The following is a 19,228-nucleotide window of genomic DNA, read 5'->3' as shown; positions in this document are numbered from 1 at the left end:
GTCCTTCCTTATAAGTCATCATATAAGCTGATTCTGACGAAGCGCAATATTTTTCTTAAAAGGAGTAGCTTCCAGGTCGATCGAAAGAGGAATTTGTGTATATAACTAACTGATTAATAATAATAAAAATCAATATCTAGATCAGATCAGTACATTCCCTAATAGTCGGCTCATGGCCCCGGTTCTAGAGTATCTCGTCGTATGACAACATAACTCGGAGGCCTTATGAAATTCGTATCGCGGATAGGTCTGGGTGCGCTGCTCTGTGCGGCCGCAACGTTCTCAGGGCTGTCGGTTCAGGCCCAGGAAGCACACGAAATCACCATCACCAAGCAGCCGAGCATCCTTTATCTGCCCGCGCTCGTCATGGAGAAGCAGGGCCTGATCGCCAAGGCCGCCGCCAAGAACGGCGTCCCCGATCTGAAGGTCACCTGGCGTACGTTCAGCGGGGGCGGAGCGGCAACGGATGCGCTGCTCTCGGGCAACGTCCAGATCGTCAACAGCGGGTTGGGAAACATGCTGCTGCTCTGGGACCGCACAAAGGGCAAGGTCAAGGGCATCGCCACTAATTCGGCCTTGCCGGAAGACCTGGTCACGCGCGACCCGAAGATCCATTCGTTGAAGGACTACGGTCCGAAGGACAAGATCGCCGTGCCGACCGTGCGCGTCTCCACGCAGGCACTTTTGCTGCAAATGGCCAGCGCACAGCTCTTTGGGGCGGATCAATGGTCGCGACTGGATGCAAACACCGTGCAGCTGGGGCACCCGGACGCAGCCGCCATGCTGGCCAATCCTCGGGGCGAGGTCACTTCCCACTTCGGGGCGCCGCCATATTCCTACCGGGAACTCAAGTCGGTTCCCAATGCGCACATCGTCATTCGCTCGGCTGACATCGTGAAGGGTGGATTGTCACAGTCCACATTGTTCACCACGACCAAGTTCGCGGACGCCAACCCCAAGATTATCAAGGCGGTCCTGGAAGCCTCCCAGCAAGCAGTGGACTACATCAAGGGCCATACGCGTGAATCGGTGGAAATCTATCGGGAACTGAGCGGCGACAAGACCAGCGTGGACGAACTGATGGACCTGCTCAAGCAGCCCGGCATGATGGATTTCGGGCTTGCTCCCGCTGGATCCATGCAGTTTGCCGAGCACATGCACAAGGTCGGCATCCTGAAGGTCAAGCCCGCGAAATGGACGGATTATTTCCTGCCGGTGTCGGCGTCTTTGAACGGCAACTGATCTTTCTGGAGGACCTCATGCCGCACCTGCTTGAAGTCGATTCTGTCACGCTGCGTTACAGGACCCAGGATAGTATTGTGACCGCCACGGACAGAGTGAGCTTCAGCGTGAATGGCGCCGACCGCTTCGTGCTGCTGGGGCCTTCGGGGTGCGGCAAGTCCACATTGTTGAAGGCGGTCGGCGGCTATCTGGCTCCCGACGAGGGAGAAATCCGGATCAAGGGCAAGCCGGTGGTGCGGCCTGGGGCCGACCGGATGATGGTCTTCCAGGAGTTCGACCAGTTGCTACCCTGGAAAACGGTGGTGGAAAACGTCATGTTCCCGTTGGTCGTGGCCCGCGAGATGCCACAAAAAGAGGCCCGCGACCGGGCGATGGCGTATGTGCGAAAAGTCCACCTGGAGAATTTTGCCGACAGCTACGCCCATACGCTCTCGGGCGGCATGAAGCAACGGGTGGCAATTGCGCGCGGCATGGCCATGGAGCCAGACGTGCTGTTGATGGATGAGCCTTTTGCAGCATTGGACGCCCTGACCCGACAGCAGATGCAGGACGAATTGCTGCAGCTTTGGGAGGACACGCACTTTACCGTGATGTTCGTGACGCATTCGATTGCCGAGGCCATCCGCATCGGCAATCGCATTCTGCTGCTGTCACCGCACCCGGGCGAGGTCAAGGCCGAGGTCAGCGATGTGGATGCCGTCTCGTCGGCGGACGGCAGCGCGGCGTCGCTGGAACAAGAAATCCACGACATGCTTTTCAGTGAGACCGCAAAGGGATAACCATGGGTCACGCCACAATTACGATGCGGAAGGCCGGCGATACCTCAGAAACACGATCTCTGGTGCTGCGCCGGGAACTCTCCAGCTGGCAAAGGTTCTGGGCCAATACCTTCCTGAGAAAGACGCTGATCATCCTGGTGCTGGCTGTCGCCTGGCAGGTGTATGGCCACATCGTCGACAACGATCTCCTGTTTCCGACGCTGTCGGATACCTTTGTGTCTTTCGTGGACAGCATTCGCAGTGGCGTCTTGCTGGATCGGGTATGGACCTCCATTCGCCTGTTGTTGATGGGGTACGCGCTGGGCATTGCCATTGCGGCGATCATCACGATTCTCGCCATCAGCACCCGGATCGGGACCGATTTTCTGGAAGTCATGACGGCGATGTTCAATCCGCTGCCAGCCATTGCGCTGCTGCCGCTGGCTTTGCTGTGGTTCGGGCTGGGTGCCACCAGCATCGTCTTCGTGCTGCTGCACTCGGTGGTCTGGGTCATGGCGCTCAACACCCAGGGGGGATTCCTCGCTGTTTCGCATACCCTTCGCATGGTGGGGCGCAATTACGAGCTGACCGGGCTGAACTATGTTGCGAAGATCCTGATCCCAGCTGCTTTCCCATCCATCCTGACGGGCATGAAGGTAGCGTGGGCGTTTGCGTGGCGCACTTTGATTGCCGCCGAGCTGGTGTTCGGGGTCGCATCCGGCAAGGGCGGACTGGGCTGGTACATCTTTGAAAACCGCAATCTGTTGAATATTCCAGCCGTTTTTGCCGGCTTGCTGACTGTCATCATCATCGGGCTGCTGGTCGAAAACATCGTGTTCCGGCTGATCGAACGAAAAACCGTGCGCCGCTGGGGCATGCAAAGCTAGGGTTTCGTCGAGCGATTCATCCCTCTCCTTATCTGGACAACCATTCATGAAGTTGCGATCCGTCAAGATCACTCCGATTGCCTTTCGTGATCCGCCGCTGCTCAATGCGGCCGGCATCCACGAACCCTACGCCCTGCGCTCCATCATCGAGCTGGAAAGCGACACCGGCCAGATCGGCTTGGGCGAGTCCTATGGCGATGCGTCGTTCCTGCGGCTCACGTCTGCGCTGCAGCCCAGCCTGGTCGGGCTGGATCCGTTTGATCTCAATGGCCTCAGGGCACGGGTACAGAAGGTGGTCTCGGGCACCCGGGTGGAGGCCGGCGCAGAGTTCCTGCTGGCGCCTGGCACCGACCCGGTCAAGAACGCCCAGAAACTGTTCTCGGCTTTTGAAGTCGCCATGCTGGACATGCAGGCGCGCTCGCTGGACCGACCGCTGGTGGATATGCTGGGCGGTCGGGTGCGGGATGAGGTTCCGTTCAGTGCCTACCTGTTCTTCAAGTATGCGCATCACATCGATGCCGACTATCCGGCGGACGCCTGGGGCGAGACGCTCACGCCCGAACAGCTCGTGGTCCAGGCTCAGACCATGGTGGATCGGCATGGATTTGGCAGCTTCAAGCTAAAGGGCGGGGTGCTGCCGCCCGATCAGGAACTGGCCAGCATTCAGGCGCTGGCGCGCCATTTCCCGGGCAAGCCACTGCGCATCGATCCCAATGGGAACTGGTCGTTGCCGACCGCCATCGAAATGGGCAGGAAGCTCGAAGGCTTGCTTGAATACTACGAGGATCCTTGTCCGACACTTGCCGACATGGCCGAGCTGCACCGGGCCACCGGCATGCCGCTGGCCACCAATATGGTGGTGACGGATATGGCGCAGTTCCGCGAGAACGTGGCTGCCAACGGCTGCCAGATCATCCTGTCGGATCACCATTACTGGGGCGGCCTGCGCGAGACCCAGTTGCTGGCGCGCATGTGTGAAGTCTTTGGCATGGGCTTGTCCATGCATTCGAATTCGCACCTGGGCATCAGTCTGATGGCCATGACGCACCTGGCTGCCAGCGTACCGCTGCTGAGCTACGCCTGCGATACCCACTATCCATGGCTGGATCCGGCCGAGGAAGTGATTCAGGGCGGCCAGCTTCGATTCCACGAGGGGGCCATTGTGCTGGGTGAGGCGCCGGGCCTGGGGGTGGACATTGACCAGGATGCGCTGGCGCGGCTGCACCAGCAATTTCTGGAGTGCGGCATTCGCTCGCGCAATGATGCTGCACAGATGCGTAAGTACCAGCCGGAATGGGGTGGCCAGGCGCCACGTTTTTGAAATTTAATAGTCCGTCGTCATACAAGCCCCGGATATGCCGCGCTGTATGATGGACGCTCTCCAACCTGTAGGGTGACACATGGCAACTGTACCAGCTCGGCGTTCGCGCAGCCTGACCCAGACTGTGGTGTCGGCGCTTTCCGAACGCATCCGCAGCGGCGAGTTCCATGTGGGCGAGAAGCTGCCCACTGAGTCCGAGCTCATGGATTCTTTTGGCGTCAGCCGCACTGTGATCCGCGAGGCGCTCTCGCGCTTGCAGGCGGCTGGGCTGGTCGAGACCCGGCACGGCATCGGGACGTTCCTCCTGGAGCCACAGAACGAGCAGCAATTGCGGATTCGCACTGAAAGCATCCTGACCATGCTGGACGTGCTGGCGATCCTGGAGCTGCGCATCAGCCTGGAAACCGAAGCCGCCGGCTTGGCGGCTTTGCGGCGCACCGACGCGCAGCTCCAGCAACTGCGGGCGGTGCTGGACGAGTTCGCCGAGAACATCCACAAGAAGACCGGCAATGCCGTGACCTCGGATGTGGCGTTTCACCTGCTGGTAGCAACCGCGACGGGCAACCGTTATTTTCACGACATCCTCAAGCAGCTGGGCAAGGCCATCATTCCCCGCACGCGAGTGGATTCGGTGTCATTGGCGGAAGGCGATCGGGCCAGCTACCTGAGCCGTGTCCATCTCGAGCACGAGGACATCTACAGTGCAATCGTGCGCAAGGACCCGGATGCCGCCCGCGCCGCCATGCGAACGCACCTGGCCAACAGTCGCGAGCGGCTGCGGCGCGCGCAGGCGGCGGCTGCCCAGGATTCGTGACGACCCGCTACATCGGCCCGGATTGACGGCATGGCGGGACCGGTCTGGGTGGTGCCGGCGGAAGACCAGGATCGTCTCTGGGTCATCGTATGAGTTCTGCGATTCCTGCAATCGGAGTCTCAGGGGCGAGCGGATAAGGGAAATCACTAGCTTTTGAGTCGAAGTCTTGCTGCTTGTCGTCTGATGTCATATGATAACGTATGACACATCACTGGGATGAGGCGGCCGCTTCCTTGTCCCCCTTCGAGGACGCTATTCACATGATCTCTCATCAAGAACTCAAGACAATCCTGCTCGACGGCCTGCTGTCCTTCCCGGTGACGGACTTTGATGCCAATGGCGACTTCGACGCAAAGGGTTATCAGAAACGCCTCGAATGGCTCATGCCCTTTGGCGCCAAGGCATTGTTTGCCGCGGGTGGCACTGGTGAATACTTTTCGCTGTTGCTGGATGAATTCTCCAGCGTCGTGGAAACGGCGGTCAAGACATGCCAGGGACATACCCCCATCCTGGCCGGTGCCGGCGGCCCGACCCGCAACGCGATCGCGTTTGCCCGCGAGGCGCAGAAAAAGGGTGCGGCAGGCGTGCTGCTCATGCCACATTATCTGACGGATGCGCCGCAGGACGGCATTGCCCGTCACGTGGTCGAGGTCTGCCGTTCGGTAGATATCGGCGTCATCCTCTACAACCGCGGGCAGTGTCGTCTGCAGGCTGACGTTCTGGAGCAGGTCGCCGATCAGTGCCCTAATCTCATTGGCTTCAAGGATGGGGTGGGTGACATCGAAAACATGGTGCGCGTGCATCGCCGCCTGGGAGACCGGCTGGCGTACTTGGGCGGCTTGCCGACCGCCGAGGTCTTTGCGCAGGCCTACCGCGCGCTGGGCGTGCCGGTGTATTCGTCCGCCGTGTTCAACTTCATTCCCGACACTGCGATGAAGTTCTACGCTGCCGTGAAGGCTGGCGACGACGCGACGGTCGGTCATCTTCTGGACACTTTCTTCCTGCCGTTGCTCGAGATCCGCAAGCACAAGCCGGGGTATGCCGTCAGCATCGTGAAGGCGGGCGCCCGGATCGTGGGTCACCCCGCCGGCCCGGTGCGTGCACCCCTGAGCGACCTGACGGCCGCCGAGGAAGCCGATCTGCGCAAGATCATCGAAGCGCTTTGAGTCCCGGCATGTCTTCGTCGCGTTCTTTCGGTGCTGACGCCGAACTGGTGCTGGATCTGCGCTGCCAGACGGGCGAGAGCCCCGTCTGGCACGCTGGAGAGCAGGCGCTGTACTGGGTCGACATCCCTGCGGGCCGCTTGCATTGCTGGCGAATGACGGATCAGCAGCATCAGAGCTGGCGGTTCGACCAGCAGCTTGCGTGCATCGCATCGCTGGGTTCGGAGGGCTGGCTGGGTGCCATGGAAGACGGTGTCTATCAGCTGACCCCGGGGGCGGATGGTTCGGCGACGGCGGACCGGGTCGTGGCCGTCAGCCATGCCCGTACGGGCATGCGCTTCAATGATGGCCGCTGCGATCGGCAAGGGCGACTCTGGGTGGGGTCCATGGTGATGGACATGTCCCTGGCGTCATCGGCGGGTGCGCTGTACCGCCTGCAGGGATGGGGGTCGTCCGCGAGGCTGGACCGGATGCTGGATGATTTTCTGACGCCCAATGGTCTTGCTTTCAGCCCGGACGGCAGGACCATGTATCTGTCGGACTCACACCCGCGGCGCCGGTGTGTCTGGGCCTTCGACTACGACACGACGGAAGGCGTGCCTGGCAATCGCCGGGTGTTCATCGAGTCGCTGCCGGGCGGACGCCCGGACGGTGCGGCGGTCGACGCTGATGGCTGCTACTGGATCACGGGTAATGATGCCGGGCTGGTGCATCGGTACACCCCTGCTGGCCAGCTGGATCGCAGCCTGCGCGTGCCGGTGGCCAAGCCCTCGATGTGCGCCTTTGGCGGCCCCAATCTGGACACGTTGTTCGTGACCACGATTCGGTTGCCGGGATCTGCGCCGGATGCGCTGGACGGGGCGGTGTTCGCCTTGCGGCCTGGGGTGCGGGGGATTGAAGAGCCCCAGTACTCGCGGCGCTCGCACCTATAGCGGCCCCTGCCCGCGATCACCCCGAGTTCCTCAACCCTGCGGCAATGCCGTTGATGGTGATGTGGATGGCGCGCTGATCGCTGCTTTCAGGTTCGTTGGCATGGACCGTGCGAGCCGGACCCGAGCGCATGCGGCGCAGCAGCTCCACCTGCAGGTGGTTCAGCGGATCGATGTAGGCGAATCGCTCGGCCAGTGCGGCGCGCAGCGGTTCGTCATGCGCTAGCAGTTCGTGGCCCGTGACGGCGTGAAACATCCGCAGCGTAGTCCGGAACTCTGTTTCGATACGGGTGAAGATCCGGTTGCGCAGGGTCTTGTCTTCCACCAGATTCGCATAGGCGCGGCCGATCACCAGGTCAGCCTTGGCCAGTACTTGCTCCATGTTGGAGAGCAGGGTGCGGAAGAATGGCCATTCCCGTGCCATCGCCTGCAGGCGCTGCAGGCGTTCTTCTCGCGAAAGGTGTCGGTCTGGTCCGCCACTTTCCACGTAAGCCGCCAGAGCGGTCCCCATACCGTACCAGCCAGGCAGGGCCAGGCGGCACTGCGCCCAGGAGAATGACCATGGGATAGCCCGCAGGTCCTCGATGCGCTGCAGGGCTTTCCGGGACGAGGGGCGCGAACCGATGTTCAGCCCGGCGATCTCGCGGATGGGCGTGGAGGCAAAGAAGTAGTCCGTGAAGCCGGGCGTCTCGTAGACCAGGCTGCGGTAGGTCTGGCGAGCGGTCTGCGACATCCAGGCCAGCGCTTCACCGAAGCGGGAGGCTCGTTCGTCTTCGGCCTGGGTCGCCGGTGGCGAGGCCAGGCTGGCTTCCAGCGTAGCCGCCACGAACAATTCCAGGTGCCAGCGCCCCACATCGGCATCTTTGTAGCGCCCCTGGATGATTTCACCCTGTTCCGTCAAGCGGATCTGGTTGTTCACGGTGCCGGGCGGTTGTGCGCGGATGGAGTCATAGCTGGGCCCGCCGCCTCGGCCCACGGATCCGCCGCGTCCGTGAAAGAGGCGCAACCGTGTGTGGTGCTTGCGGAATACGGGCACCAGGCGCCGCTCGGTCTGGTAGAGCGACCAGTTCGACGTGAGATATCCGCCGTCCTTGTTGCTGTCCGAATACCCCAGCATGACCTCCTGGATGCCCTGGTGGGCCTGGCGGACGCGCGCTGCGACCTCTGGCAGCGACAGCCAGGAGTCCATGATGTCGGGGCTGCGTTCCAAGTCCGGGATGGTCTCGAATAGCGGCACGACCATCAGGCCGCTCGTTTGTCCGGGTGTGTCGGGGCCGGGGAGAATCAGACCGGTTTCCTGTTGCAGCAGCAATGGTTCCAGCAGGTCGCTGAGCGTCTCTGTGTGTGACACGATGGACTGCCCGATCGCGGCCTGTCCGAAGCGTCGCCGGCAGTCGGCTGCCATCCGCAGGATGGCGAGTTCTTTGGCGGTTTCCGCAGAATATTCGATCCACGGTGAAACCAGCGGTCTGGTCTCGTGCAGTTCCTGGCGCAGCACGCGGATGCGGTCCGGCTCGGAAAGCCGTGCATAGCGCACGGGCTTGCCGTCCAGCGTGACGTGCGCGTAGTGCATGAGCTCGTCCAGAACCCGTTCGTGGACATCGGAGCTCTGCCGCAAGTCTACGGTTGCCAGATGGAAGCCGAAAATCGCTACGGCCTGACGGAGGTGTGCCAGGCGCAGGCGCGCCACCAGGGTGCCGTGGTGGGTGTCCAGCGACTCGGCGATGGTGGCCAGGTCATTGGCCAGATCCTCGGCGCAGGCGTAGGGCGCTGCTGGGTAGGTGGCTCGCCGCGCGAGCGCTCGTCTGACGAGGACCTGCCCGGTTTCGGCCAGCCTGGCGTAGACGTGGATGCAGGCCCGGCGGTAGGGTTCGTCCTGGCGGTGATACGAGGGGTCCTGGCTTTTTGCCGACAGGTCAGCCAGTGCCGGGCTGACCGGCATCAGGGATTGCGACACCGACAGCTCGGCGCCCAGCATCTGGATTTCTTCCAGGTAATAGCGCAGGGCGTGCGTGCATTGGCGCAGCAGCGCCTGTTCCAGGGTGTGCGCGTTGACGTTCGGATTGCCGTCGCGGTCGCCGCCGATCCAGCTTCCCATCCGCACGAAGGGCGGCAATGGCGCATTGTCGACGTCGAAGACGGTACGCCCTGGTTTGCGCAACAGCGTCCCCATGTCCAGGTGCAGTTGCGGCAGTGTGCTGAAGAATGTGCTGGTGTAGTAGGACAGCGCATTGTCGATTTCGTCCAGGACCGTCAGCTTGTTCTGGCGCAGCATGCGGGTCTGCCACAGGCCCGCGATCAGTCCTGTGAGCCGTTCCTGGTGGCGGGCCGCCTGCAGCGCGGTCTGCTGGGCGTCATGCAGCCGGAGTTGCTGGGCGATGGACTGATGCCAGTCCAGGGTGCTTTTGCGCTGGACTTCGGTCGGGTGCGCCGTCAGTACCGGCATGATGCACGCAGCGGCCAGATGCTGGCGGATCCGTGTACCGCTCACGCCGCCATTTTTCAGCTGTTCGATGGCGTGCAGCAGGGTTCCGGCCGGCGCGGTGCTGCCCGTACCCGTTGTCTGGAGTTGCCGCCTGGTCTGTTCGCGGTCCTCCGCGATGTTGGACAGGTGCAGAAAATACCCGAAGGCCCGTGCCACGGAATGGGCTTCGCCGTCGGCCAGGCGCCGGATCTGGCGTTCCAGCAGGCGGCCGTCGCGGTCCAGTCCCTCGCGCCGGAAGCGCACGGCGGCACGGCGCAGCCTTTCGATGACGTCATAGACCTGGCGGCCTTCGCACTCCCGGATGACTTCTCCCAGTGTCCGGCCCAACAGCCGGATGTCCTGACGCAGCGGGGTGATGACTTCTGACGAATTCACGAGGGCTCCTGATGGGTGGACGGCTGCCGCCCGGTCTGTGTTACAGCGAGAAGTCATTCATCATAAAGCGGTTTTTTGTATGATGAAGAAATGACCAAGCCCGCCCTGAAAGAGGACTTCCCCGCCCAGGTTCTGGGGCACCCCCTGTTCCGGGACGTGCCGCAGGACGTTGCGGCCATTCTGCTGCGCGACGCGGCGACGCTGCATATCCAGGATGGCGAGACGCTGTTCCACGAGGGCGCGGAGGCCATCGAGTACCTGTATGTCCTCAGCGGTGGTGTGGAGGTCCTGCGGCATACGCGTGATCTTCAGGACCGGGTCTTCCATATTTTCGAGGCGGGGCAGCTGCTGGCTGAGACAGCCATGTTCATGAGCCATGGCCGCTATCCGATGCAGGCTCGCGCGCGGGGCGATGCCGTGGTGCTGTGCCTGAAGCGCCAGGGGCTGCTCGAAGTCTGCCGGGTCTGGCCTGAACTGGCCATGCGGCTGCTCACCCGCTTGAGTGATCGCGTCTATCATCGCATCAATGAAGTCGAATGGTTCGCCGACAGCACTGCGGCACAGCGCCTGGCGGATTATCTGTTGCGCCAGCCAGTGGTGCAGGGGACCATCCGCCTACCCTTGACGCAGCGGCAGCTGGCCCTGCACCTCGGGGTGCGCGCCGAGACGCTGAGCCGGCTGCTGGCGGACTGGGTGGACCAGGGGGTGCTGGCGGGTGGGCGCCGTAACTGGGTCGTCCAGAACACCGAATTCCTGGAGGCGCTGACGCGCCCGGTGCGCCGCAGCTTCTGAAGCACAATACCCGGTGCCGGTGCGGGTGGAATCGCCCTCTCGGTGCCGCAGGCTTTAAACTGAAACATTCTTTGCTGAACTGATAATGCCGGAGACGATTCCCATGTCCAAGAAGCCGTTGCGTTCCTCTCATATCACGCAGGGTGTGGCGCGTGCGCCAAACCGTTCCATGTACTACGCCCTGGGCTATACCGAGGGGGACTTCAACAAGCCGATGATCGGCATCGCCAATGGCCAGAGCACGATCACGCCCTGCAACAGCGGCCTGCAGCCGCTGGCCGACGCGGCGGTCGAAGCCGTGAAGGCCGCCGGCGGCAATCCGCAGGTGTTTGGCGTACCGACGATTTCAGACGGTATGGCCATGGGGACCGAGGGCATGAAGTACTCGCTGGTTTCGCGCGAAGTCATCGCGGACTGCGTGGAAACCTGTGTCCAAGGGCAGTGGATGGACGGGGCGCTGGTCATCGGTGGCTGCGACAAGAACATGCCGGGCGGCATGATGGGCATCCTGCGCGCCAATGTGCCGGCCATCTATGTATACGGTGGCACGATTCTGCCGGGCGAATACTGTGGCCGGGATCTCAATATCGTCAGCGTCTTCGAGGCGGTGGGTGAACATGCCGCCGGGCGCATGTCCATGGAAAACCTGCACGAGATCGAAACCCATGCGATTCCCTGCAGTGGGTCCTGTGGTGGCATGTATACGGCCAACACCATGAGCTCGGCCTTCGAAGCCATGGGCATGAGCCTGCCGTATTCCTCGACCATGGCCAACGTACACCAGGAAAAGATCGATTCTTCGGCGGAATCCGCACGAGTGCTGCTCAAGGCAGTGGAAATGGACCTGAAGGCGCGCGACATCGTCACGCGTAAATCCATTGAAAACGCCGTGGCGGTCATCATGGCAGTGGGCGGATCCACCAATGCCGTCCTGCATTTCCTGGCCATCGCGCATGCGGCCGACGTCGAATGGACGATCGACGACTTCGAACGCATGCGTCGCAAGGTCCCGGTCATCTGCGACCTGAAACCCAGCGGCAAATATCTGGTGGTGGATTTCCACAAGGCAGGCGGCATCCCGCAGGTCATGAAGATGCTGTTGAACGCTGGCTTGCTGCACGGCGATTGCATCACGATCACAGGGCAGACGATTGCCGAGGTGCTGGCGGACGTGCCGGATTCACCCAGCCCCGACCAGGACGTCATTCATCCCATCGACAGGCCGATGTACAAACAGGGGCACCTCGCAATTCTGAAGGGCAATCTGGCCACGCTTGGCGCTGTAGCCAAGATCACCGGCCTGAAGAACCCGGTCATGACCGGGCCGGCACGGGTCTTCGAGGACGAGCAATCTGCCATGGACGCCATCCTGGGCGGCAAGATCCACAAGGGCGATGTGATGGTGCTGCGCTATCTGGGCCCCAAGGGCGGTCCGGGCATGCCCGAGATGCTGGCCCCCACCAGCGCCCTGGTGGGCGAGGGCCTGGGGGACTCAGTCGGCCTGATCACCGACGGGCGCTTCTCTGGCGGGACATGGGGCATGGTGGTCGGCCACGTCGCGCCGGAGGCGGCAACGGGCGGCACGATCGCGCTGGTGGAAGACGGCGATTCCATCACCATCGATGCGCACCAGCAGTTGCTGCAACTGAACGTGCCCGACGATGTGATTGCGAAGCGTAGGGCCGCATGGAAGGCGCCGGCGCCCCGCTATACGCGCGGTGTACAGGCGAAGTTCGCCTTCAACTGCTCGGATGCCAGCACCGGCGCCGTTCTGGATCGTTTCGAAGACAGAAACTGAGTTTCGGTGCGAGCATGTCTCCAGCCCGGGGATGTGCTCTTTTGGCATCTGCCCGGGAGATCTCTTTGCTGAATTTCGAACAACAGGCGCTGCGGATGCAGATCAGGCTGTCGCTGGGGGTCACCGAGGCCTTCGATGCGTCGGCGGAACTCGCCCGCCGCGTGGACTTTCTGGCCGAGATGCTGCGCAGTACCGGGGCCCGTGCCCTGGTGCTGGGCATCAGCGGCGGGGTCGATTCGCTCACGGCGGGCTGCCTGTCGCAGCGCGCCGTGGAGCAGGTCCGGGCCCAGGGTGCCAATGTGCACTTCGTCGCCATGCGCCTGCCGTATGGCACACAACTGGACGAGGCTGATGCCCAGGCCAGCCTGCGTGTGATCCATGCCGACGAGGTCCTGGTGGTGGACGTCAAACCGGCCTCGGATGCCGTGCTGGCCTCGGTTGAAGCGGCGGGCCAGACGTTTCGCGATGCCGCCCAGCGAGATTTCCTGCACGGCAACATCAAGGCGCGCCAACGCATGATTGCGCAGTACGCCGTCGCCGGCGCCCGCGGCGGGCTGGTGGTCGGGACGGATCATGCGGCCGAATCGCTCATGGGGTTCTTCACCAAGTTCGGCGATGGCGCGGCCGATGTCACGCCGCTGGCCGGCCTGAACAAGCGGCGGGTGCGCGCGCTGGCGGGGCTCATGGGGGCGCCCGATTCGCTGGTCTACAAGACGCCGACGGCGGATCTGGAACTGCTCAAGCCGCTCAAGCCCGACGAAGACGCCTTCGGCGTGACCTATGCGCAGATCGACGATTTTCTGGAGGGCAAGGACGTGCCGTCAGAGGTCTTCGACGTCATCGTGGGGACCTGGCGGCGCAGCGCCCACAAGCGCGCGCTGCCCGTCGCACCCTGATCCATCGCCTGGTTGCCAGTGCCGTGGCGGGTGTTTGGCTCGTTCAGCGGGCGGGCACCAGAGCCCTTTCGCGGACCTGGGACACGATCTCGAACGACCGCAGTCGGGCGGCGTGATCATGCATGTTGCAGGTGACGATGAGCTCGTCGGGCTGCGTCTCGTCCGTGAACGCCTGCATTTGTCTGGCTACCGTGTCAGGGCTGCCAATGGCCGTGCAGGACAGAATGTGGTCCAGCAGTTCGCGGGCCATGGGTGGCAGCGATTCCGCATAACCCCGAACGGGAGGCGGCAGGCGGCTGGGGCGCCCGGTACGCAGGTTGATGAAGGACTGCTGCCAGGACGTGGCCAGGAATCGCGCCTCATCGTCCGTGTCGGCCGCAAAGACGTTGTAGCCCAGCATGACATGTGGCTTGTCCAGGTATCGGGATGGCTTGAACCGCGCGCGGTAAAGCGCAATGGCGTCCATCATCTGAGCTGGCGCGAAGTGCGAGGCGAAGGCGTAGGGCAGACCCAGGTAAGCCGCGAGCTGCGCGCCAAACAGGCTGGAGCCCAGGATCCAGACCTCGACGGCGGCGCCTGCGCACGGCACGGCCGGCACTGGGCCACAGCCGTCGAAGTAGTCCATCAGTTCGGACACGTCTCTTGGGAAGGCATCCGGGTCTGACGCCAGCGTGCGGCGCAGGGCGCGGGCGGTCGCCTGGTCCGAGCCGGGTGCCCGGCCCAACCCCAGGTCGATGCGGCCCGGATAGAGCGCGTCCAGTGTGCCGAATTGTTCCGCGATGATCATGGGCGCATGGTTGGGCAGCATGATGCCGCCTGCCCCCACGCGGATGCTGCGCGTCGCACCGGCCACGTGGCCAATCAGTACGGAAGTGGCGGCGCTGGCGATACCGGGCATGCCGTGGTGTTCCGCCATCCAATAGCGCTGGTAGCCCCAGCGTTCGGCGTGTTGGGCCAAGTCGACTGAATGCGCGAAGGATTCGCCGGCACTGCCGTCCTCGTTGATGGGTGCCAGATCCAGTACGGAGAGGGGAATGGGGTGGTTCATGCTTGCGGCCGCAGTGGCTTTGTGAAGTGGGTCAATCAGCATTCAACCACATTCACGGCCAGTCCGCCGCGCGAGGTCTCCTTGTATTTGGACTTCATGTCGGCACCCGTCTGCCGCATGGTCTCGATCACGGTATCCAGGGACACATGGTGCTTGCCATTGCCGTGCAGCGCCAGGCGGGATGCGTTGATGGCCTTGTTGCCACCCATGGCGTTGCGCTCGATGCAGGGAATCTGGACGAGTCCGCCGACCGGGTCGCAGGTCAGGCCCAGATTGTGTTCCATGCCGATTTCGGCTGCGTTCTCGATCTGTGCGACGCTACCGCCCTGGACGGCGGTCAGGCCGGCCGCCGCCATGGAACAGGCCACACCCACCTCGCCCTGGCAGCCGACTTCCGCGCCGGAAATCGATGCATTTTCCTTGTACAGAAAACCGATGGCCGCCGCCGTCAGCAGGAAGTTCACCACACCGTCTTCGGACCATCCCGGGATGAAGGTGCGGTAGTAGCGCAGTACCGCAGGCAGCAGGCCCGATGCGCCGTTGGTCGGAGCCGTCACCACGCGGCCGCTGGCGGCGTTTTCCTCGTTCACTGCCATGGCATACAGGTTCACCCAGTCCATGGCGAACATCACATCATCCGGGTTGGCCGGAAAGGGGGGATTGGTACGGCCCGATTTGGCTTTGAGCTCAGTGTAGAGCGCCGGGGCGCGGCGCCGGACCTTCAAGCCGCCGGGCAGGATAGGATCGGCGATGGTCCCGCTCAGGCCGCAGCCCCGGTCGATTGCGTCGTCCATGACCCGGGCGATGCGCAGTACCCCGGCGTGGACTTCCGATTCCAGGCGCAGCGTGGATTCGTTGGCCATCATGAGCTGGGCAATGGTCAGCTTGTGCTTGCGACAGGCCGCCATGAGTTCCGCACCCGAGGAGAACGGGTAGGGCATGGGGTCGTGCTCCGGCACCGTCTCGTCGGTTTCCACGCTGTCCAGCGCGCGGATGAAGCCGCCACCGATCGACAGGTAGCGCTCGTCCAGCACCACGTCGCCCCGCGCGTCGTAGGCGATGAAACGCATCCCGTTCGGGTGTTCCGGCATCGGCTTCACACGGCCGGAGAAAACGTGCGCGGGGTTGAAGGCGATGCTGTGTTTACGCCAGATTACCAGGCGGTGATCGTGTTCCACGCCCGCGATCAGATCGTCGATCGCGGCGGGATCCACCGTGTCCGGGGCTTCGCCCATCAGGCCCAGCATGATGCCCATGTCGGTGCGGTGGCCGGCCCCGGTCTCGGCCAGCGATCCGTACAAGTGCACCGCCAGCCGTGTGACATGCGTCAGCAGACCGCGTGCATCCAGGTTGTGCGCGAAATTGCGAGCTGCGCGCATGGGCCCCACGGTGTGGGAGCTGGACGGTCCGATGCCGATCTTGAAGATATCGAAGACTGAAAGCGCCATGGTGCGCTCCTGAAAAGATCTGTTGCTGGTTCTGATTCTAGTGATGTGGTGAAATCCGAATTGAACGATTACGACGTATTGGGGGAATGTTTATTTTTATTGAGCTTTCCATTACTAAAGCGTATCCGAGCAACTCTCTTATTTTCAGATGAAAAACGACATAAAAAGCTATAAATTGAATGAAGACGACATTACAGTACGACTTGGATTCGTGCTGCTACCTCAGTTCACCATGGCCGCATTCGCGGCCTTCATGGATCTGCTGGGGGTGCTGGGCGCCGATGACGAAACATCTGGGCACTGCGCGTGGGAAGTGGTGGCCGATACGCTGATTCCTGTGCGTTCGGCAAGCGGCATCCAGGTTGTGCCCACCGATCTTCTGGGCAACCCATTGCGCTTTGACGAGCTGATCGTGGTGGGCGGTCCCCTGGCGCCGCCGGATGCCTATCCACGTGAGCTGTCGATCTGGCTGCGCCAGGCGGCGCGCGGCGGGCGCTATCTGGCGGGGCTGTGCAACGGGGTGTTTGCGCTGGCCACCGCTGGCGTGCTCGCTGGTCACCGCGTTTGTGTGGCCAGCGCGCATTATCGGGACTTCGCCCAGAGATTCCCGTCGTTTAGTCCCGAGCAGGTCGTGGTCGATCGCCAGTCGGTCTCCGACCGCCGGTGCATGACGTGCGTGGGTGGCGGCGCAGTCACCGAAATAGCCGTGCGTATTCTCTGTCGCCATCTGCCCGAGGCGGACGTGCAGCGCGCCCTGCGCCGGCTACAACTGGAGCCCGCTGAATCATCGCAGCAGAGCCAGCCGCCACCCGCGGACTTGCCGCCCGGCTGCCCCGCCGCCGTGCAGAGAGCCGCGCTGTTGATCGAGCAGTACGCCGGCCACGCGCTCACCCTGCCGGCGCTGGCCGACAGGGTGGGGATGTCGCCCCGACAATTGCAGCGCCTGTTCGGAAGGCACCTGCAGATGACGCCGCAGGCCTATGCGCGCCGCGTTCGGCTGCGGCTGGCGGAGTGGATGTTGGCGCACACCGGCAAGAGCATCGCCATGATCGCCTCGGATTGCGGCTTCGCCGACGCCGCCCACATGGGTCGTACCTTTCGCACCGCCTTTGGCGTGGCGCCCGGGCTCTGGCGACGCCGGTCGGTTGGGGTGAAAAACACCGTATAATGGCGGTCCATTTCCGGGGTGACGATCTGTCATCCCGATCCGGCCCGAGTGGTGGAATTGGTAGACGCAGGGGACTCAAAATCCCCCGCCGCAAGGCTTGTCGGTTCGAGTCCGACCTCGGGCACCAGTAGGTACTTCAAGCAGTACCGATATCGTCTCATGTAGTCCTGACGATAAAAAGACAAACCCGCATGAACATTGAGTCCTGCGGGTTTTTTGCTATCAACGGGTCTAATACCGTCTGATTTTCGTCTAATAGAATCTATTGCTTTTGGGTACCAACTTGGGTACCTGGGCGGCAGATCCGATCGCCTGGCAGGCCTCGCACAAGGGGGCCTGACCATGACGACGACCAAGAAAATGGGCCGCGACTCCGGCAAGAGCGCGACCCCGACGACCAAGGCAGATTCTATCATCCTGGTCAGCCCCGGAAACGAACCGCGTGTCGATTCCCGCTTGCTCGCGCAGTATCTGGGCAATCGGCACGAAAGCGTCGTGAAGTTGCTGACCGCCTATACGGATGACTTTCGCGAGGTGGGAATACTCCGATTTGAAATCGGAGAAATCCGTGGCCGTGGACAGCCCGAACGCTACGCCTTGCTGAACGAGGATCAAGCCTATCTGCTGCTGACCTACAGCCGCAACACGAAGCGCGTGCGTGAATTGAAGGTGCGCCTTGTCTTGGCTTTCCGCGAGGCCCGCCAGCGTGCAGACCTGCACGGTACCGAATATCTGCCGACCTATCACGAGCTGCATGATGAAATCGCCAGGCTCGCCTACGATTCCAGCAATGCGCGATTCGTGCATCTGAACGTGAACCGTGCCATCAATCGGGCGGTGGGGATCGAGTCAGGAAGCCGCAAGTGCCTGAGTGCGGCCCGGCAGTCCACACTGGTGGTGGCGCAGTTCCTCGCGGCCCAGGCGATGGCTGGCGCGCACGACCACCATCAAGGCTACCAACAAGCCAAGGCCGCGTTGCAACGACTGGGAAGCGGCGCAGCAGGAGTGCGACCATGACTGATTACCAATCCCTGCGGCTCGCCCTCGCGGCCGGCGGCTTGATCCCCGGTGACATCGAGGCCGGTCGGCTGATCCGCTGCAAGGTGGAGGGTGACCATGGCGGCAAGAAATCCGGGGCCTATCGGCTCTTCGATGACGACCTGCCCGCCTGCCCATGGTGGAACTGGAAGGCGAGCACGTCTGGCGTCTGGGTGTCTGCCGACAGGCCACTCACCGATACCGACCGCATCCGCCACCGGCAAATGGTGGAGCAGGCCCGCCGTGAACGCGATCTGGAGCAAGCCGCGCAGTGGGCGAAGAACCGCGATTACCTGACGCGCTTCTGGGACGAGGCGGTACCGCTCACGCCAGACTGTGCAGCCGGCCTCCACCTCGCGCGCCGGGGCCTGCCGGTGCCCGCCAGCGATGCGCTGCGGTTCGTGCCGAGTCTGGACTACTGGCACGACGACGGCAATGTGAGTGTGCATCCAGCGATGCTTGCGGCGGTCACTTCAACCCTGCCGATCCCTTTCCGGCGATGAATGAGCGACCCACCTGGAGTTGCTATGACGACGCGGTGGAGCGCCACGGCAAGAAGGTACCCGCCGGGGTCTGGTACCACGGGCTGAAGGATGGCAAGGCGGATATGCCGCCCATACCGACAGATACGTGGATCTGTGGGCCGCTGCACGTCGAGGCGACAACCGCCAATCAAGAGGATGGCGATCACGGCAGGCTCTTGCGCTACCGCAACGTCTCGGGCAACTGGAAGCCGTGGGCCATGCCCATGCAAATGCTCGCCGGCGACGGTGTGGAAGTGCTGGCCGTGCTGCTGGCCGATGGCCTGGCGCTGGACCGCAAGAATAAGGGGCGCATCCTGGATTACATCAACAGCCAATTCACCCGCAAGCGCATGCGGGCGGCGACTACCACCGGATGGTAATCTAAGCCGTGACGTTAGACTCGCGGTAAGCGTCCGGCCAGTCTTGCGATTACCCACATTTACGCACCAGCTCGGCGCCCAGTTCGAGATCACTGAGTCGGCGCATCCCGCGCCACATGACGAGATTGCCCGGCGGTGGGTCATGCGCACGGGCAAGATAGC

17 protein-coding genes and 1 tRNA gene are annotated in these 19,228 nt (G+C 62.8%); 15 read left to right on the top strand and 3 right to left on the bottom strand.

Annotated elements, in window-relative coordinates; translation table 11 throughout:
• The first annotated feature begins 225 nt into the window (after nucleotides 1–225).
• From EPN31_RS10875 to EPN31_RS10845, 7 genes are all read left to right on the top strand, one after another.
• Nucleotides 226–1,242 (top strand): ABC transporter substrate-binding protein, encoded by a 1,017-nt coding sequence (locus EPN31_RS10875; protein WP_291773054.1) that lies wholly within the window; start codon nucleotides 226–228, stop codon nucleotides 1,240–1,242.
• Nucleotides 1,243–1,259: 17 nt separating this feature from the next.
• Nucleotides 1,260–2,021 carry an ABC transporter ATP-binding protein gene (locus EPN31_RS10870; RefSeq protein ID WP_291773052.1) on the top strand — a complete coding sequence of 254 codons (762 nt, stop codon included), beginning with the start codon at nucleotides 1,260–1,262 and terminating at the stop codon, nucleotides 2,019–2,021.
• Nucleotides 2,022–2,023: 2 nt separating this feature from the next.
• Complete coding sequence (locus EPN31_RS10865; RefSeq protein WP_291773050.1) at nucleotides 2,024–2,887, top strand: ABC transporter permease; 864 nt, start codon at nucleotides 2,024–2,026, stop codon at nucleotides 2,885–2,887.
• Nucleotides 2,888–2,933: 46 nt separating this feature from the next.
• Nucleotides 2,934–4,208, top strand: a complete 1,275-nt coding sequence (locus EPN31_RS10860; RefSeq protein ID WP_291773048.1) for a glucarate dehydratase family protein — start codon at nucleotides 2,934–2,936, stop codon at nucleotides 4,206–4,208.
• A gap of 79 nt (nucleotides 4,209–4,287) precedes the next feature.
• Nucleotides 4,288–5,022: a FadR/GntR family transcriptional regulator gene (locus EPN31_RS10855; RefSeq protein WP_291773046.1), complete on the top strand. Its 735-nt coding sequence runs from the start codon at nucleotides 4,288–4,290 to the stop codon at nucleotides 5,020–5,022.
• 260 nt (nucleotides 5,023–5,282) lie between these two features.
• Nucleotides 5,283–6,188, top strand: coding sequence for a 5-dehydro-4-deoxyglucarate dehydratase (kdgD, locus tag EPN31_RS10850; RefSeq protein ID WP_291773044.1), 906 nt, complete (start codon nucleotides 5,283–5,285; stop codon nucleotides 6,186–6,188).
• 8 nt (nucleotides 6,189–6,196) lie between these two features.
• Nucleotides 6,197–7,117: an SMP-30/gluconolactonase/LRE family protein gene (locus EPN31_RS10845; RefSeq protein WP_291773042.1), complete on the top strand. Its 921-nt coding sequence runs from the start codon at nucleotides 6,197–6,199 to the stop codon at nucleotides 7,115–7,117.
• Nucleotides 7,118–7,133: 16 nt separating this feature from the next.
• On the opposite strand, the gene ppc is transcribed toward EPN31_RS10845, so the two are convergent.
• Entirely contained in the window at nucleotides 7,134–9,974 is a 2,841-nt protein-coding gene (gene ppc, locus EPN31_RS10840; protein ID WP_291773041.1) for a phosphoenolpyruvate carboxylase, read from the bottom strand.
• A gap of 90 nt (nucleotides 9,975–10,064) precedes the next feature.
• Here ppc and EPN31_RS10835 point away from each other — a divergent pair, with 90 nt between their 5' ends.
• From EPN31_RS10835 to nadE, 3 genes are all read left to right on the top strand, one after another.
• A complete protein-coding gene (locus EPN31_RS10835; RefSeq protein ID WP_291773038.1) occupies nucleotides 10,065–10,766 on the top strand; it encodes a Crp/Fnr family transcriptional regulator in 702 nt (233 codons plus the stop codon).
• A gap of 103 nt (nucleotides 10,767–10,869) precedes the next feature.
• Nucleotides 10,870–12,564, top strand: coding sequence for a dihydroxy-acid dehydratase (ilvD, locus tag EPN31_RS10830; protein WP_291773037.1), 1,695 nt, complete (start codon nucleotides 10,870–10,872; stop codon nucleotides 12,562–12,564).
• A 95-nt stretch (nucleotides 12,565–12,659) separates the two neighbouring features.
• Nucleotides 12,660–13,460: an ammonia-dependent NAD(+) synthetase gene (gene nadE, locus EPN31_RS10825; protein WP_291773126.1), complete on the top strand. Its 801-nt coding sequence runs from the start codon at nucleotides 12,660–12,662 to the stop codon at nucleotides 13,458–13,460.
• A 43-nt stretch (nucleotides 13,461–13,503) separates the two neighbouring features.
• Here the strand turns inward: nadE and EPN31_RS10820 are convergent, their stop codons facing one another.
• Together EPN31_RS10820 and EPN31_RS10815 are read right to left on the bottom strand one after the other, a co-directional pair.
• Nucleotides 13,504–14,508 carry an LLM class flavin-dependent oxidoreductase gene (locus EPN31_RS10820; RefSeq protein WP_291773035.1) on the bottom strand — a complete coding sequence of 335 codons (1,005 nt, stop codon included), beginning with the start codon at nucleotides 14,506–14,508 and terminating at the stop codon, nucleotides 13,504–13,506.
• A 35-nt stretch (nucleotides 14,509–14,543) separates the two neighbouring features.
• The gene (locus tag EPN31_RS10815) at nucleotides 14,544–15,956 is read right to left on the bottom strand and encodes an L-serine ammonia-lyase (RefSeq protein WP_291773033.1); all 1,413 of its coding nucleotides are present in this window, start codon (nucleotides 15,954–15,956) and stop codon (nucleotides 14,544–14,546) included.
• Between the two features lie 211 nt (nucleotides 15,957–16,167).
• Here EPN31_RS10815 and EPN31_RS10810 point away from each other — a divergent pair, with 211 nt between their 5' ends.
• The 5 genes from EPN31_RS10810 to EPN31_RS10790 all read left to right on the top strand — a co-directional run bounded on the left by EPN31_RS10810 (nucleotide 16,168) and on the right by EPN31_RS10790 (nucleotide 19,066).
• Nucleotides 16,168–17,124: a GlxA family transcriptional regulator gene (locus EPN31_RS10810; protein WP_291773031.1), complete on the top strand. Its 957-nt coding sequence runs from the start codon at nucleotides 16,168–16,170 to the stop codon at nucleotides 17,122–17,124.
• A gap of 42 nt (nucleotides 17,125–17,166) precedes the next feature.
• A tRNA-Leu gene (locus tag EPN31_RS10805) sits at nucleotides 17,167–17,251 on the top strand.
• Nucleotides 17,252–17,466: 215 nt separating this feature from the next.
• Entirely contained in the window at nucleotides 17,467–18,141 is a 675-nt protein-coding gene (locus tag EPN31_RS10800; protein ID WP_291773029.1) for a Rha family transcriptional regulator, read from the top strand.
• Complete coding sequence (locus tag EPN31_RS10795; protein WP_291773028.1) at nucleotides 18,138–18,665, top strand: hypothetical protein; 528 nt, start codon at nucleotides 18,138–18,140, stop codon at nucleotides 18,663–18,665. Before EPN31_RS10800 ends, EPN31_RS10795 begins: the two co-directional genes overlap by 4 nt.
• Nucleotides 18,662–19,066, top strand: a complete 405-nt coding sequence (locus EPN31_RS10790) for a DUF927 domain-containing protein (RefSeq protein WP_291773026.1) — start codon at nucleotides 18,662–18,664, stop codon at nucleotides 19,064–19,066. The genes EPN31_RS10795 and EPN31_RS10790 overlap by 4 nt, the downstream gene beginning before the upstream one ends.
• Nucleotides 19,067–19,228: the final 162 nt, after the last annotated feature.

The sequence above is a fragment of the Castellaniella sp. genome (assembly GCF_004321985.1).
GTDB lineage: Bacteria > Pseudomonadota > Gammaproteobacteria > Burkholderiales > Burkholderiaceae_B > Castellaniella.
Note: the sequence above shows the minus strand (reverse complement) of the source record. Positions and strands in the feature narration are given on the sequence as shown.

Coding starts and splice junctions, on each gene's coding strand:
- EPN31_RS10855 (WP_291773046.1), top strand. CDS start 4,288: ATGGCAACTGTACCAGCTCGGCGTTCGCGCAGCCTGACCCAGACTGTG.
- EPN31_RS10860 (WP_291773048.1), top strand. CDS start 2,934: ATGAAGTTGCGATCCGTCAAGATCACTCCGATTGCCTTTCGTGATCCG.
- nadE (WP_291773126.1), top strand. CDS start 12,660: ATGCAGATCAGGCTGTCGCTGGGGGTCACCGAGGCCTTCGATGCGTCG.
- EPN31_RS10795 (WP_291773028.1), top strand. CDS start 18,138: ATGACTGATTACCAATCCCTGCGGCTCGCCCTCGCGGCCGGCGGCTTG.
- EPN31_RS10870 (WP_291773052.1), top strand. CDS start 1,260: ATGCCGCACCTGCTTGAAGTCGATTCTGTCACGCTGCGTTACAGGACC.
- EPN31_RS10815 (WP_291773033.1), bottom strand. CDS start 15,956: ATGGCGCTTTCAGTCTTCGATATCTTCAAGATCGGCATCGGACCGTCC.
- ilvD (WP_291773037.1), top strand. CDS start 10,870: ATGTCCAAGAAGCCGTTGCGTTCCTCTCATATCACGCAGGGTGTGGCG.
- EPN31_RS10820 (WP_291773035.1), bottom strand. CDS start 14,508: ATGAACCACCCCATTCCCCTCTCCGTACTGGATCTGGCACCCATCAAC.
- EPN31_RS10875 (WP_291773054.1), top strand. CDS start 226: ATGAAATTCGTATCGCGGATAGGTCTGGGTGCGCTGCTCTGTGCGGCC.
- EPN31_RS10790 (WP_291773026.1), top strand. CDS start 18,662: ATGAATGAGCGACCCACCTGGAGTTGCTATGACGACGCGGTGGAGCGC.
- EPN31_RS10865 (WP_291773050.1), top strand. CDS start 2,024: ATGGGTCACGCCACAATTACGATGCGGAAGGCCGGCGATACCTCAGAA.
- EPN31_RS10845 (WP_291773042.1), top strand. CDS start 6,197: ATGTCTTCGTCGCGTTCTTTCGGTGCTGACGCCGAACTGGTGCTGGAT.
- EPN31_RS10835 (WP_291773038.1), top strand. CDS start 10,065: ATGACCAAGCCCGCCCTGAAAGAGGACTTCCCCGCCCAGGTTCTGGGG.
- EPN31_RS10800 (WP_291773029.1), top strand. CDS start 17,467: ATGACGACGACCAAGAAAATGGGCCGCGACTCCGGCAAGAGCGCGACC.
- kdgD (WP_291773044.1), top strand. CDS start 5,283: ATGATCTCTCATCAAGAACTCAAGACAATCCTGCTCGACGGCCTGCTG.